Below are 15,804 nucleotides of genomic sequence, written 5' to 3'. Positions count from 1 at the left end.
CATCTTACTTAATTTACTTATTTCTATATCAATTTACTTATTATCATCTCATTTGTTATCGTCTTACTTAATTTACTTATTGCTATGTCAATTCATTTATTATTATCTCACTTGTTATCGTCTTACTTAATTTACTTATTTCTATATCAATTCACTTATTATCATCTTAATTCATTTGATTATTATCATTTACTTTATTCAATTTCTATATCAAAAATTAGTATTTGTACTTAATACTTAAAATTAATTTAAAGTCTTTACATATTATTTATTTTTTATTGTAATATTCATTTCCATACTTTACTAAGCTACTTCCACTCATTTATTTTAAAATTTCAATTTACTATTTCTCAATTCTATATTATTATTTTTCAATTTTATATTACTAATTTTAAAGCTTTTTAGCTATTATTCCTACAATATTTAAACAATTTTTTCATAATAAAGCTATATTACAATATATTCAAAATATGTAATATTTTAGATATTTTTCGTTGACAATGTTAAATTTTTGTTTTATCCTTAATTAAGGACATGTTATTGACATTTCTGAAACTTATTTGAAATAGTTTTTTCATTTTATTTAGGAAAACGTATTATACTTAAGAAAACGTATTTTCTCATTTCAGATAAGTAAAATATTTATTCTTTTGAGGAGGAAATCATGGAAATTAATAAAAAACATTTTATTCAAGTATTTTTAACTTGCTTAATCTTGGTAGTAATATGTGAATTTATAGGGCAAAGAACTATAGCTATTGGAAAAGCCTCTATAGTACTGTTCCCTATGCTTTATGCAGTTATAATTGGACTTATAATAACACCAGATTTATTAGGTAAAAAAATTAAAGCGCTTAAAAAAGTGGTTGGAGAAAAAGAAATAAATATTGCTGGTGAAGTTGTTGGAATTGCACTAGTAATGCTTGGTATAAAATATGGTACTACAGTTGGACCAAACATTGACAAAATAATTCAAGCTGGACCAGCGTTTATCGCTCAAGAATTTGGTCATATACTTGCACCAATCGTTGCATTACCTCTTGCATTAATGTTTGGAATGAAAAGAGAAGCTGTTGGAGCTACTGCAAGTATAAGTCGTGAACCTTCTTTAGGAGTTATATCAGAAAAATATGGGATAAACTCACCAGAAGGTAGTGGTGTACTTGGTACATATTTAATGGGAACAGTTCTTGGTACTATATACTTTAGTGTACTAGGTTCAATATCTATTTATAGTGGTCTTCACCCATATGCTTTGGGAATGGCCTGTGGTGTTGGTAGTGGAAGTATGATGACAGCAGCTGCTGGTTCATTATCTACCATGGTACCACCTGAAATGGCAGATACAATACTTGCCTATGCTGCAACAAGCAATATGATGTCTAGTATAACAGGAATTATATTCTTAGTTTTTGTGTCCTTACCATTTACTAATTTTATGTATAAGATTTTAGAACCAAAATTTTCGAGAAATAAAAAAACTAAAGAAATTAAATCTACAGAAGGAGAGTGCTAATAAATGTTTGCTAATTTAAATTTAAAGAAAAGTTCATATCAATTATTGGTTATGTCTGTTATTGGAGTTATAATTCTTATAGGACAAAGAATTAGCGTTGGTACATCTATAGTTACAGCTCTTCCTGGTATGGTGATGCTAATATTAGCTGCTATGGCAGCTATGATTATAAAAGATTTATTTCCTAAATCAATCTTTCCAGCTTTTGGATTTGCAACTATAATCGGCCTTTTACTTAGTATGCCATATAGTCCAACATCTGAAGTATTCTTAACTAACACTAATAATATTAACTTTATGGCTATAACTACTCCACTACTAGCTTTTGCAGGAATTTCTGTTGGAAACAAAATAGAAGCTTTAAAAGAAATGTCATGGAAAATAGTTATAATTTCACTTATTGTATTTACAACTATATTCTTTGCATGTGCGAGTATAGCTCATATAGTTTTAAGTATTCAAGGTAAAATATAGGAGGAATTTATTATGAATAAAGAACAATTAAAATCTCTAGTAATAAAAACTATAGATGAAAATAGAGAAAAAATATTAAAAATAGGTCAAGGAATATACAAAAATCCAGAATATGGATATAAAGAATTTAAAACTACAGAAGCTGTTTCAAACTTTTTTGAGCAAGAATTAAATTTATCTGTAGAAAAAAATATAGCAGTTACAGGATGCAAAGCAGATGCAAATTCTAGCAAGAAAGGTCCTCATATATCTATACTTGGAGAATTGGATGGTATCTCATGTAAAGAACATAAAGATGCTAATGAAATAGGTGCTTCTCATACTTGTGGACATAATATTCAGATAGCTGGAATGTTAGGTGCTGCTGTTGGTTTAGTAAAAAGTGGCGTTTTAGAACATTTAGATGGTAAAGTATCTTTTATGGCTACTCCTGCTGAAGAGTTTATTGAGTTGGAATACAGAGAGCAATTAAAAAAAGAAGGAAAAATAACTTATTTTGGTGGAAAACAAGAATTAATAAAAAGAGGTTATTTTGATGATATAGACATATCTATGATGTTTCATGCTTCTGATTTAGGAGAAGATAAGGCTCTAGTTGGTCCTGAGAGTAATGGATTTGTTGGAAAAAAGGTTAAATTTATAGGTAAAGAATCTCATGCTGGTTCTGCTCCACATGATGGAATAAATGCTTTAAATGCAGCAATGCTTGCTATAAACAACGTGAATGCACTTAGAGAAACTTTTAAAGAGTCTGAAAGAGTTAGATTCCACCCTATCATCACAAAAGGTGGAGATATAGTAAATGTTGTTCCTGCTGATGTTCATATGGAATCATATGTTAGAGCTAGAACTATAAATGGTATGATTGATGCTAATGAAAGAATAAATAAGGCTTTGATGGCTGGTGGAATGGCAGTTGGAGCTGATGTTGAGATAACTGAAATTCCTGGATATCTTCCAATATTACGATACAAAAGTCTTGATAATTTATTTAAAAACAATCTTGAAGATTTAGGTCTAAAAGGAAAAGTTATTGATGGTGGAGATTTTACAGGCTCTTTTGATTTTGGAGATGTGTCTCATATAATGCCTACTCTTCACCCTATGATTGGTGGTGTAAAAGGAGCTCTTCATACAAGAGATTTTGAAATAGTTGATGAAGATTTAGCTTACATAATTCCTGCTAAAGCAATGGCACTTACAGTTGTAGACCTTCTTTTTGATAATGCTAAGGATGCTAAAGATATATTAGATACCTTTACTCCAGTTATGACTAAAGAAGAATATCTAACATTCTTAGAAAAACACGATAAAACTTTATAAGTCTATTTTTATAATAGGGTGGTATCTACTGTAAAAGTTATACCACTCTTTGTTTTTGTAACAGTATACTTCTTTTCTTTTAGTTTTTAGATTAAACTAAAATATATTATCCTCCTTAAAACTTTTAGAGCTACGTTGAAATATCAGTAGAACTATGCTATATTCTTTCTAATTAATATAAATTTCTATTCTAATTCAAGGTGGTGAAAAAATGTTTAATGCAGGAAATCGAATTATAAATACATGGTTGTACCCTATTCAAGATGGCTTTGTCTTGATTGATACTGGATATGAAAATGGTTTTAAACATTTCAAAAAACGAATTTCTAAATTCAACATAAAAATCAAAGATATTCGATACATATTTCTAACTCATGCTCATGATGACCATGTTGGTTTTCTAAATCAGATTCTAGACGAATCTCCTAATACAAAGATTGTTATGCATGATAAAGCTTTAGAAATTCTATATAAAGGTCAAAACTCTTTTATTGGTGGTTGTACCAGCCGTACTGCCTTTCTCTTTTGCCAAATTATGAAACTATTTGGAAAAGGTGAGCATAGTTTTTCTCCACTTAAACAAGAATTTGAAAAAAGGTGTATTCTTGTGTCTGACAAGAATCGTAAAGAAATTGAAAAAGAACTAAATGGAAAAATTATAGATACACCAGGACATACTGCTGATTCAATTTCACTACTAATTGATGAAGGTGTTTTATTTTGTGGAGATTCTGCAATGAATGGATTTCCAAGTACTCACAAAATTACCATATTTGCAGAAAGCAAACTAGAATTTATTCAATCTTGGAAAACAATCATCAATACAAAACCTAAAATGATTTATCCTGGACATGGAAAACCATTTGAATGCAGTAAATTAGAACAAAATCTAATCTATGTAAATAAAATAAATTTATATCCTCTACATAATTCAAAAGATATTCACAGATTTTTGTAGAAAATACAAAGTAAATTTCTTTGATTAATTAAAAAATCTAACACTTTACTACGCTACTTATTTTAATAACTTAATCTTCCACTAGCTTTTCATAAAATTTTGTTTTAAAATTAATTTTAAAGTGCATATGTTATTTAAATACATTAGATAAAATTCGTCATTAATCTACTTAAAGCATATTTAACTAACACCACTCAACCAGAAAATTCAGAAAACTGCATTGACACAGGAAAAAGTTTATTTTATACTTTTTTTAGGACATATTGTGGACACGTCTTAAATCGACAAGCAGAATTTATATTGTAAGATTAACCACAATACTTATTTTTTAATTATATTTTTAAACATTAGGGAGGATATTATGAATGATAACGTAGTTAAGAAGAAAAACTTTTTTGACAGGACATTAAACAGAATAGAAACTGTTGGTAATAAACTACCAGACCCAGTTACAATATTTTTAGGGTTATGTGTACTTTTACTTATACTATCTAGTCTAGTTGGTTCTATGGGTATATCAGTAGTTCATCCTGGTACTGGAGAAACTATAACCGCTGTAAATTTATTGACTGTAGAACAGCTTCAAATTCTTTTAGGAAACATAGTCAGCAATTTCCAAGGGTTTGCTCCTTTGGGTCTAGTTCTAGTAACTATGATAGGTGCTGGTGTATGTGACAAAACAGGACTTATGACAGCAACAATCAAAGCATCAGTAAGCAAGATTCCTGAAACAAGAGTAACTCTTGTTGTAATGACTATAGGTATGCTTGCCAATATAGCTTCAGATGCAGGTACAATATTATTTCCACCATTAGCTGCACTTGTATATCTTGGTGTTGGTAGACATCCACTTATAGGTTTATTTTCTGGATATGCAGCAGTCTGTCTAGGATTTGCCGCAAACATTATGATAAGTGTCAATGATATACTTGCTGCAAGTTTTACAGTTCCAGCAGCTCAAATGATTGATTCTGGATTTCAAGCCAATGCAACAATGAACTTATTTTTTATGATAGCATCAACTTTTGTTCTAATACTTTTGGCAACATGGGTAACAGAAAAAATTGTAGCTCCTAGATTTGGTAAATATGAAGGAAATGCAGAACTAGATGTTGATGGAAGTCTTAGTGATGTAGAAAAGAAAGGGCTTAAAAAAGCTGGTATAAGTATATTAATATATGTGGCTATTATAGTAGCTCTTAGTGTAATCGGTAAAAAACCATTCTTAGCTGACCCAGAAACAGGAGATTTACTATCAAACAATGCTCCTCTTATGAAAGGTATGGTACCTATAATAGCACTAGCATTTTTCATACCTGGTGTTGTATACGGAAAAACTATAGGTAAAATAAAGAAGGATAAGGATGTAGTCTCTATAATGGCTAGTGCAATGAGTGATATGGGTGGATATATAATACTAGCATTTGCTGCTTCACAATTTTTGCAATTATTCACAAATAGTAATTTAGGTCTGATACTAGCTGTAAAGGGCGGAGAATTTTTAAAATCAGCAGGAATAAATGGACCTTTATTGTTGATAGGATTTATTATATTATCATGTTTTATAAATTTATTTATAGGTAGTGCATCTGCAAAGTGGGCTATTCTTGCACCTATATTTGTACCAATGTTTATGATGGTTGGATACAATCCAGCACTTACTCAGATGGCTTATCGTATAGGTGATTGTATAACAAATCCACTTAGCCCATTATTTCCGTACTTCCCTATTATACTAGCATTCACAAGAAAATACGATAAAGATGCTGGTATGGGTACTGTAATTGCTAATATGATACCATACTCTATATCATTCTTAATAGTGTGGACTATACTACTAATATTGTTTATGGTATTTAATATTCCACTAGGACCTGGAATACTTCCTTCATATAGCATGTAATTTATTTAAATCTTTCTAAAAGGAGAAATAATTTATGTTAGATAAAAATAGACTTATAAATAATTTTATGGATATGGTTAGAATTGATAGCCCATCTAATCAAGAATTAGAAATGTCTAAGTGGTTGGTAAACTACTTAAAAGAAAGAAATATAGACGCCATTATAGATGATGCAGGTGAAAAATATGGTGGCAATACAGGTAATGTCATTGCCTATATAAAAGGTGAAGAAGGAAGTAGACCACTTTGTTTATGTGCACACATGGACCAAGTTCAACCTTGTTTAGGTGTAAAACCAATACTAGATGGTAATGTAGTTAGAAGTGATGGAACTACTACACTTGGTGCAGATGATAAAGCTGGAATAGCTGCTATACTTGAAGCTTTAGAACATGTTATTACAGAAAAAATACCACATAGAGATATTTATCTTTGTTTTACAATCTGTGAGGAAGCTGGTATGCATGGTGTCAAAAACTTTAATCCTGACAACTTGCCTTGTAAAGATATGGTGATTTTAGATTCTGGTGGAGCTATTGGTTCGATAGCATACAAAGCTCCTGCTCAACAATCTATAAAAATCTCTTTTCATGGAAAGAAAGCACATGCTGGTATAGAACCTGAAAAAGGGTTAAATGCTATATTAGTAGCCTCTCATGCAATAAGCAACATGCACATAGGCAGAATAGATTCATTGACTACTTCAAATATAGGTAAAATAGAAGGTGGTGGAGCTACAAACATAGTAACTGATAAGGTTACATTGACTGCTGAAATTAGGTCTCATATACCTGAAACTTTAGAGTATGAGCTTAATCATATGGAAAAATGTTGTAAGGATGCTGCATCTAAATTTAATACTACTTATACTTTTGAACATAATATGTCTTACCCTAGTTTTGAACTTAGTAGAGATAGTCACGTTTTCAAGTTAAGTGAAGAAGCAATAAGACAAGTTGGTATTGTTCCAAATCCAATGGTAATTGGTGGTGGAAGTGACGCAAATATATTAGCTAATCTTGGATATAATTGTGCTATATTAAGTCTAGGTATGTATGATGTACACACAGTTAATGAATATGTAAATATAGACGAATTATATGATACTGCCAAAATAGTTTATCATATGATTAAATTATAAATATCATAATAGAACTCTTTAAATTATAAAAATAAAAACCTATGTATCTTCAACTTTATAAGTTATATATTAGAGTTGTTTTACATAGGTTTTAGTATTTTATATAATAATTTGTTTTAACATTTTTCATAATAAGCTTTGATATTTTATATAGTAATTTGTTCTAACATTTTTCATAATAAGCTTCAATATTTTGCATAATAATTTATTCTAGCATTTTTAATAATAGGCTCTAGTATTTTATATTAATAATTTATTCTAGTATTTTACATAATTATTTGTTCTAATTTTTTTCATAATAAGCTTTAATACTTTATATAGTAATTTGTTGTAGAATTTTATACAATATAATGATTTATACAGTTTTATAAAATATCTTAAAACAGTATTTCAGTAATATTTTTTGGTCTTCCTCCACCAATACTAGTCTCTTTTGCACATATTCGACCTAAACCTGCATTTACTATTTTATTTAATATACGTCTTGCACTTCTTTCACTTACATTTAGATACTCTGCTAACTCTTTTGAATCATAAATCTTACTTTTTCTATTCTCATTTATAGCAATAATTTTTGCAACTGACTCACAACTCATTCCAGTCTTTTTAGATATTTCGATTACCTTTTCATCAGATAGCATCAAAGAATAATTTAATTCATTTTCGGAAGCTAAAGGTCCTCTTATGTTTTCATCTTCATCTACCAAATATATACCAATTTCTTTTGAATCTATGGAGTGTCTTAATGCTTTATGTGCATTATTTTCAGCCTGATACGCAGTTACTCCAGTACCAATTCCTATACTAAGAGAAAAGCCCATGTCTTTTATCTCTCTCTTTAGATTGAATAGCTTATCATAATTATACTCATTATCAGCTACCCCTTTATGAACAAATACAACATAATCATTTCTTCCAAGTAAAAATAAGGAACCTTGAATGCTTCTTACATAGTTTACTACAAGCTTATCCATATCTGATTTTTTTATCATGTCAGAATAATAGTTATCTATCTTCTCTTTATAATCTATTAAACTCAATATTTCAACAGCAATTTGAGAAAATCTTGCCTTACTTAGAGCATATTCACTCTTTACCTTGTCATAACTTTCTTTGATTAATTGTATAGTAGCTTGTAAACGAAATACAGGATAGCCTCTTTCTTTTAATTCATTATATACTGCACCAAAACCAGTTAACATTATATCCGTCTTATTTTCTTCAAATAATTTTATATGCCATTCTACAAGTTCAGACTCTCCTACTTCCAAAGAAAATGGATTACAAAATACACTCGTTGCTTTAATATCAAATTCTTTAAGTGCATCTTCCACAACATATCTATCAACTACATCTATACTGAATTTATCTAATTTTATATTTGCACTTTTTATTGCCCAAAATGCCTTCATTATACTCGTCCCACTTCTCGGTACAAATGAATGTGGCTTACTTATCTCATACTTAGATTTTATAAATTCATAAACTGCACATCCTGTAAATATAATAGCATCACATTCGTCTTCACATTTAGAAATAACTTCTATTGTATCTACTACTTTTTCTCTTACATATATTTTAGTCTTTAAATCACTGTCTATCTGTTTTAAATCATCCTTTATCTTAAACCCAGAGTCTGAAGGACCTATAATACCCACTATCATAAACTTCGCTCCTAATCCATAAATATTATACTTTTTAAAAATTATATCCTCACTATTTTCTACTTCTATTTAATTATTTTGAACTACTCCATCCTATCTGCATTTAGAATGGAATAATTAGCTTATTTTTGATAAAGTAACTTCTCAAAATCAGCACTTGGAATAGGCTTACAATAATAATAACCTTGAATTACCACACAATCTAAACTCACTAAAAATTCAGCTTGTTCTTTTGTCTCTACACCTTCTGCCACTACATCCATATCTAAATCTTTTGCCATGGCTATAGTGTGCTTTAAAACTATTTTTTCTCTGTCTGTGATTCCTTCCTCATTAAAGAAACCACAATCTATCTTTAATGTATCAATATTAATATTTTTTAACATATTTAATGAAGAATATGCTGAACCAAAGTCATCCATATTTAAAACAATACCATCCATTCTAAGGTCGGCTATTATCTTAGTAAATAATTTTATATTTTTAATAAATAAACTTTCTGTAAGCTCTAATTCTAAAAAAGATTTTGGTATACTATATTTATTTATTAAACTTAAAACAATTTCTTTAAAATGTGGATTATGCAAATGTAATCTTGATACATTTACAGAGATAGGAACTGGCTCTTCACCTAAATCTATCCATTTTCTAATCAAAGAACATACTTGTTCCCATACATACATATCTAATCTGATAATAAACCCATTCTTCTCAAATAGTGAAATAAATTTAATTGGAGGTATTATACCTTTTTCTGGATGAACCCATCTAACCAATGCTTCTGCACCAACAATTTTATTTGCATTAAGATTATACTTAGGTTGTAAATATACATGGAATTGCCCATTTTCAAGTGCGTATTCCATTTCCCTTTCCATCTGTTTTTCTTCAAGTGCATCATTTCTTATAGTATCATCATAAAATATATAGTTATTGATACTTTGTTTCTTTACTTTTTTGTGAGCATATCCTGCCATTTCACACGCATTTGTAATTGGAATATGATTATCCAAAATTCTATAAACCCCAAAACATGGTACTAACATATATTCAAATTTTTTTCTATTTAAGCTATTTTTAATCTTATAAATTACCTTATGAATATCTCTATCAGAGTAACTCTCATAAAAAATGCAAAATACATCTGCATACATACGACAACATATACCATTAGAACCAATGTTTTTTTGAATCAACTCTGCAACATATATTAAAGCTTTATCTCCTCCTCTAACTCCATAAATGTCATTAATTACCTTGAACTTATCTATATCCATCATTATAATTGCATAACGCTTGTCAGGATATCTTTTAAGCATTAAACTTATTTGTTCACAAAAACTTTCATAATTGTATAGTCCTGTTAATGTATCTTTTTGGTTTTTATGTAGTTGCATAAGATAATCTATATTTTTTATAGCAACTAAAATATGTGTTTGTTTCTCACCTAACTTATTTTTACTACTAATCTTTAACATATAAATTAATGCCCAATAGTACTTTTTATCTATTCCTAAACGTCTATACTCAAAATTTAGTTCTAAATCGTCTTGCTTGCTATTATTAAGACTATCAAGAGATTTTAGAAGGTGGTTATCATTAAATAATATTATATCATCAGGATGAATTAAATATTTTTTTATGTATGAAAAAGTTTTTTCAAGATTTTCCTTTATAGGAAAACTAAAAATATTGCTCTCTGATTGATAAATTGGAGTAATTAAATTCGTATCAATGCAAATAGATAAAATTATATCATATGTATTATAAGCTAATTTTTCATAAGCTTTAGAATACCCTTTTATCATTAAATCATCAAAATAAACCTTATCAACTAACTCTTTATGTTTAAATAAAATATTATTCGTCGAATCAGCTAAGTCACTAATTACTTTCATTTCATTATTTCTAAGTTTGTTCTTATTATAATACCTCTTCTTATCTTGGTACATTCTCTCATCAGCAACTTTAATTAGCTTATGTATATCAATATTATCGTCACTCCAAATACTGCCCACTGCTACACTATATATCATCTCATCCTTAAATTCTTCACTTAACCAACTCACTAATTCTTCAAATAGTTGTTTTGATATATCTTCACATAATACAACAAACTCATCTCCTCCAATACGGTAAACATTATAAGAATGAAAGTATTTTTTTATTATTACACATGCTGACACAATAGCAGAATCGCCATTAGCATGTCCAAAGTTATCATTAATATCTTTTAACCCATTTATATCTACAAATACAACTCCTATGGATTTAACTTTTCCTTTTTGAAAATTATCTATATACTTAATATATTTATTTCTATTATATGCACCAGTCAAGAAGTCATAGTAGCTCATATAATTTAATTTATTTTCTACTTTTCTTTTTTTCATCTCAGTTAATAAAAAATAAGATAGGGATGTCAAAAGAGAGGTATCTCCAACAGCTTTATGTGGATTATCAACTCCAATAAACCCTACTACTTTATCATCTTGTTTTAGTGAAGATGTCATTAAACTTTCAATTTTTTGAGGTTTTAAAATTTCATATTCTATTGGCTGTTCTTCTTTTATATTTTCTATATCATCAATTATTACAAAACCTTTTTGTTCGAATAATAAAAACCAATTCTTTAATTCATTAATATCAAGATTTGTTAGTGCCTGTTTTTGTTCATCAACACCTTCATTGCACCATTCATATGTATTAGTTACTTTTGTTCTATCTTCTGATACTTCAAAAACATATGCTCTATCAGCTTTATGAAATTTACCAATATTGGTTAATACAAGATTTACAGCATCAGAAAAATTAGATTCTGTTATAAGATGTTTAATACATCCAACTAATAACTCCTTTATCTCTAATTTTTCTGCTATTGACTTACTTATATCTTCCTTTTCTGTAATATCAAGAGCTATTTCTAATCGTGCATGTTTGCCCTCCCATTTAATTAACTTGTCCTTTAATATAAAATGTCTATTTGTTCGAGTATTCGTATTTTCCCATATGTAATATTCATCTTCTTTTAAAATAGAGTTTGTACAAAATTCGCAGGGAGAATCTTTCCCCTGTAATGCTTTATAACATTTTAAATGGGATATATCATTAAGTCCCATTGCCTTTTTCCCAATTTCATTAATATATAAAAGTTCATATGTATCTAAAGAAGAAACATATACAATTTCATCCAACTCATCTATTAAATTTATTACATCCATTTATATATATCTCCTTTTATTCATTTTCCAGATTGAATTTTTAAAGCTTTTAAAATTTTGCTATATATTTGGCAATGATATTATACTTCTTTATGTTTTAAAATAGTACCTTAATGAGGTTCTATTTTTTAGTAAATAGAATTATTATTGTGTCAATCGTACAATAGAGTTTTGTAATACTTAATTTAATATATTTATAATTAACTATCTTATTATGTATTTACAATTAATTCTCATATAAATGACAAATCTCCACCTCAATTAAGTATTCCAATCATATATGAGGATAATACTTCATTCATTTAAAAATATAAAACTATTATATATTAAAATTTCTTCAATAATAAATTATTTAGATTGTTACTTTGATATATTATATAATATCACAAAGGCTGATATAAAAAGACAAAAAGGGCAATTTTTTTATATCAAAAAAAATGTTAAATTGATATTATCCATATAGATGCTATATTTAACAATTCTACTTACTTCCCTTACACTTATTAGCATATAGTTATTAAGAGTTTGTTGCAAAACAACACTTAGCACACTTTAAAAAGTGTGGTCTAATAAGTAATCAACGAAGAAGACATAATAAAGCATAAAATATGATATACTTTTCCACGTCATCAAAACTGAGGATTTTATTATTAATATATGATAAAATATGCTTAATAAATTAAATTTTAATGGGAGAATAGTTATGAAAATATTTAGTTTCTTGTTGTTTGTAGTGGGAATATGTTTTTGTATTGCTGGATTTATGGGGCATTCCTCAGCTTTTTCTGGTGCAACATTGAGTTTTTTTGCAACTACAATGATAGCTGTAAGACAAGTCAAAACTAAGAAAAAATGAAATAGGCAAATCCTAACTTTACAAGTTAATATTACATAAGTAATTAGTCTAAAATTAGATACTTTTTCTATTACAGAAATACATCATCCACTTTGTATTCTCTTAAAAAAATAAAATAGCTATGTAAATTCAAGATTAGATAGACTAACTCTCTATCCATTTCATTGTAAAATATACATAGCTATTTGTATTCGATTTAAAATACTTAGATTTTCTTACATAACAAATAATTTCTATCTGATTATTACTCATATTCATTTAGTAATCACTCAGCAACTAATCATTTAGTATCTATTCATCCGCCATACGGTAACCTACCCCAACCTCAGTCAAAATATATTCTGGCTGAGCAGGATTCTTTTCAATTTTCCTTCTTATACTTGCCATAAAAACTCTAAGCGACTGATTCTCACTTTCATAGTAATTTCCCCAAACTTTATCTATTATAAACTTATGGGTTAAGACTCTTCCTGAATACTTAGACATCAACTCAATAATCTTATATTCGATTGGAGTTAAATGTATTTCTTCACCATTAATTGACACAATATGATTTTCATAATCTATCTTTAGGTTTTTAACTTCAAAAGACTTTGGAGCATCATTATTTATATTATCCTGTTGAGCTTTATTTCTAAGAGCCACACGTACTCTAGCCAAAAGCTCTGTTACACTAAAAGGTTTAGTTAAATAATCGTCTGCTCCTCCATCTAAAGCTTCCACCTTATCCCTCTCATGCTCTCTCGCTGAAACAACAATTATTTTATTAGTCTTTGCACATGCCCTAACTCGTCCTATTACCTCAATCCCATCAATATCTGGTAGTCCTAAATCCAAAATTATCAAATCTGGGTCAAGAGAATGTATAAGTGATATAGCTGTTCCTCCATTATCTGTCTCTACACACCTATAATTTTGAGTTTCAAGAGATACTTTTATAAATTTACAAATTGGCTTATCATCTTCTACAATTAGAACTAATGGCTTTATTTCCACTTGTCTTTCCCCTCCTCATCATACATAGGTATGCTAAATCTAAATGTAGCTCCTCCAGAAGGATTATTAAAGGCGACAATTTCTCCACCATGAGCTTCTACTATAGATTTACATATCTCCAATCCAAGACCAATACCTCTTCTTTCAAGATTTCTAGACTTATTCTTAGTATAAAACCTATTAAAAATATTCCCGATATCTTCATTTGGTATTCCTTTTCCATTATCTGCAACTTCAAATAGTACTTGATTTGACTCTTTTTTTACAGTTAGTTCTATCTTAGAATTTTTAGGTGTATGCCTTATAGCATTATCAATTAGATTTACTAACACTTGTTCTATTAATAATACATCCACATGAACGATTATTATCTCATCTGGAATATTTGTTTTTATGTCTCTACTATTGGCAAACTTTTTGACTCTTAATATAGATTCAGCTATTATTTCATCAACAACCTCTGGTCGTTTTTCAATATCCAATTTTCCTTCATCTATTCTGGTCATACTAAGTATATTCTCAACAGAATGAGTTAGCCAACTCGTATCTTCATATATATTTTTCAATAATTCTACTCTAGTTTCTTTATCTATCACATCATCATTTTCAAGTATTGTTGAAGATGAACCCAATATACTTGTAAGTGGAGTTCTTAAATCATGAGAAATTGACCTAAGCAAGTTTCCTCTTAATCTCTCTCTCTCTGCCTCAAGATTTGCTTTTTTATTTTTCTCAAATAAATTTTCTCTATCAATTGCCAACGCAACCTGTGTTGAAACTGCTTCTAATAGTATCTTTTCATTTTCTGTAATAATATCTATCTTAAAACACGCAACACCTATAACACCAAGAACATTTGATTCTTGACCTTTTATAGGGAAATAATATGCACTGCTGTTTTTACAATATTTTGTCCCAATTCCAACTGGATTACCTGTCCTAAAAGCTTCTTTTATAGCTTCCTTTTCTAATACTGAATGGAATATATTCTCACTTCCATCATTGTTACAAATATAAATACTTGGCTTACCTAGATTATTATTCTCATCTGCAATAGTCACTATTACAGTTCTATTTAATATATTTACTAAATTAGACCCACAAAATTCAATAATTTGATTTTTATTTTTTGCTTTAAGCAACGTTTTGTTATTCTCATAGAGCAATCTTATCATTTTTTCTCTCTTATGAGAAAGTCTCACTTCTCTTTTTATCCTAGAAGTTAAAGTACTTGTTATAATTGCTGCCATTAGCATAATACAAAAGGTCATAGGATAATCTTTTCTATAAGCTAAAAAAGTATATAATGGATGCGTAAAGAAAAAATTAAATGATAGCACTCCTATTACTGAAGAAAGTATTCCAAAAAAATATCCATAGGTTATACTTGTAGCAAATAGTACACCTAATATGTATACTAGTATAATATTAGATTCATTAAAACCTACCTTTTCAAAAACTACTGATATTCCAGTAGCAATTGTCATAACCAATATAGTTTTTATGAAGTCCTTAATAATTATCTTTTTACTGAGATAGCCATCTTCATCATAATCATACTCTTTTAAGTCTTCATGTTGTAGTCGTTCCTTTTTCATTTACTACAATTCCTCCTTATTGTTACTGTTTAAATTGGCTCTATTTTATATAATACAATTTTATCATAATAAATTCAATCAATACATTTAATTAATGTACTTAAATTACTAAAAGGTGCTGTCTTAAAATGAAAATAAATCTCTATTTCAAAAC

The 15,804-nt window shown here is 28.5% G+C and carries 11 protein-coding genes; 7 read left to right on the top strand and 4 right to left on the bottom strand.

From position 1 onward, the window contains the following. Positions 1–664: 664 nt before the first annotated feature. From CDIF1296T_RS03430 to CDIF1296T_RS03405, 6 genes are all read left to right on the top strand, one after another. Entirely contained in the window at positions 665–1,516 is an 852-nt protein-coding gene (locus CDIF1296T_RS03430; protein ID WP_003439094.1) for a DUF3100 domain-containing protein, read from the top strand. Positions 1,517–1,519: 3 nt separating this feature from the next. Then, positions 1,520–1,990 carry a hypothetical protein gene (locus CDIF1296T_RS03425; protein ID WP_003417884.1) on the top strand — a complete coding sequence of 157 codons (471 nt, stop codon included), beginning with the start codon at positions 1,520–1,522 and terminating at the stop codon, positions 1,988–1,990. Between the two features lie 12 nt (positions 1,991–2,002). Continuing rightward, positions 2,003–3,313, top strand: a complete 1,311-nt coding sequence (locus tag CDIF1296T_RS03420) for a M20 family metallopeptidase (protein ID WP_009888329.1) — start codon at positions 2,003–2,005, stop codon at positions 3,311–3,313. A gap of 211 nt (positions 3,314–3,524) precedes the next feature. Next, entirely contained in the window at positions 3,525–4,271 is a 747-nt protein-coding gene (locus CDIF1296T_RS03415) for an MBL fold metallo-hydrolase (protein ID WP_009895558.1), read from the top strand. 361 nt (positions 4,272–4,632) lie between these two features. Continuing rightward, entirely contained in the window at positions 4,633–6,174 is a 1,542-nt protein-coding gene (locus CDIF1296T_RS03410; protein ID WP_003439088.1) for an AbgT family transporter, read from the top strand. Between the two features lie 34 nt (positions 6,175–6,208). Beyond that, on the top strand, positions 6,209–7,315 hold the full coding sequence (locus CDIF1296T_RS03405) for a M20/M25/M40 family metallo-hydrolase (protein ID WP_009895556.1): 1,107 nt from the start codon (positions 6,209–6,211) through the stop codon (positions 7,313–7,315). A gap of 377 nt (positions 7,316–7,692) precedes the next feature. Here CDIF1296T_RS03405 and CDIF1296T_RS03400 read toward each other — a convergent pair whose 3' ends face one another. Together CDIF1296T_RS03400 and CDIF1296T_RS03395 are read right to left on the bottom strand one after the other, a co-directional pair. Then, on the bottom strand, positions 7,693–8,979 hold the full coding sequence (locus CDIF1296T_RS03400; protein ID WP_003439084.1) for a helix-turn-helix domain-containing protein: 1,287 nt from the start codon (positions 8,977–8,979) through the stop codon (positions 7,693–7,695). A gap of 122 nt (positions 8,980–9,101) precedes the next feature. After that, positions 9,102–12,200, bottom strand: a complete 3,099-nt coding sequence (locus CDIF1296T_RS03395) for a bifunctional diguanylate cyclase/phosphodiesterase (RefSeq protein WP_009895553.1) — start codon at positions 12,198–12,200, stop codon at positions 9,102–9,104. Positions 12,201–12,903: 703 nt separating this feature from the next. Here CDIF1296T_RS03395 and CDIF1296T_RS03390 point away from each other — a divergent pair. Next, positions 12,904–13,056 (top strand): hypothetical protein, encoded by a 153-nt coding sequence (locus CDIF1296T_RS03390; RefSeq protein ID WP_009895551.1) that lies wholly within the window; start codon positions 12,904–12,906, stop codon positions 13,054–13,056. A gap of 291 nt (positions 13,057–13,347) precedes the next feature. Here the strand turns inward: CDIF1296T_RS03390 and CDIF1296T_RS03385 are convergent, their stop codons facing one another. Next, entirely contained in the window at positions 13,348–14,052 is a 705-nt protein-coding gene (locus CDIF1296T_RS03385; protein ID WP_003439080.1) for a response regulator, read from the bottom strand. Next, positions 14,043–15,650, bottom strand: a complete 1,608-nt coding sequence (locus CDIF1296T_RS03380) for an ATP-binding protein (protein ID WP_003439079.1) — start codon at positions 15,648–15,650, stop codon at positions 14,043–14,045. The genes CDIF1296T_RS03385 and CDIF1296T_RS03380 overlap by 10 nt, the downstream gene beginning before the upstream one ends. Positions 15,651–15,804 lie beyond the last annotated feature (154 nt).

It is taken from the genome of Clostridioides difficile ATCC 9689 = DSM 1296 (genome assembly GCF_001077535.1).
Taxonomy (GTDB): domain Bacteria; phylum Bacillota; class Clostridia; order Peptostreptococcales; family Peptostreptococcaceae; genus Clostridioides; species Clostridioides difficile.
Note: the sequence above shows the minus strand (reverse complement) of the source record. Positions and strands in the feature narration are given on the sequence as shown.

Excerpts from the sequence above, each read along its gene's own strand:
- CDIF1296T_RS03430 (WP_003439094.1), top strand. The coding sequence starts at position 665 with ATGGAAATTAATAAAAAACATTTTATTCAAGTATTTTTAACTTGCTTA.
- CDIF1296T_RS03395 (WP_009895553.1), bottom strand. The coding sequence starts at position 12,200 with ATGGATGTAATAAATTTAATAGATGAGTTGGATGAAATTGTATATGTT.
- CDIF1296T_RS03425 (WP_003417884.1), top strand. The coding sequence starts at position 1,520 with ATGTTTGCTAATTTAAATTTAAAGAAAAGTTCATATCAATTATTGGTT.
- CDIF1296T_RS03390 (WP_009895551.1), top strand. The coding sequence starts at position 12,904 with ATGAAAATATTTAGTTTCTTGTTGTTTGTAGTGGGAATATGTTTTTGT.
- CDIF1296T_RS03380 (WP_003439079.1), bottom strand. The coding sequence starts at position 15,650 with ATGAAAAAGGAACGACTACAACATGAAGACTTAAAAGAGTATGATTAT.
- CDIF1296T_RS03415 (WP_009895558.1), top strand. The coding sequence starts at position 3,525 with ATGTTTAATGCAGGAAATCGAATTATAAATACATGGTTGTACCCTATT.
- CDIF1296T_RS03405 (WP_009895556.1), top strand. The coding sequence starts at position 6,209 with ATGTTAGATAAAAATAGACTTATAAATAATTTTATGGATATGGTTAGA.
- CDIF1296T_RS03400 (WP_003439084.1), bottom strand. The coding sequence starts at position 8,979 with ATGATAGTGGGTATTATAGGTCCTTCAGACTCTGGGTTTAAGATAAAG.
- CDIF1296T_RS03410 (WP_003439088.1), top strand. The coding sequence starts at position 4,633 with ATGAATGATAACGTAGTTAAGAAGAAAAACTTTTTTGACAGGACATTA.
- CDIF1296T_RS03420 (WP_009888329.1), top strand. The coding sequence starts at position 2,003 with ATGAATAAAGAACAATTAAAATCTCTAGTAATAAAAACTATAGATGAA.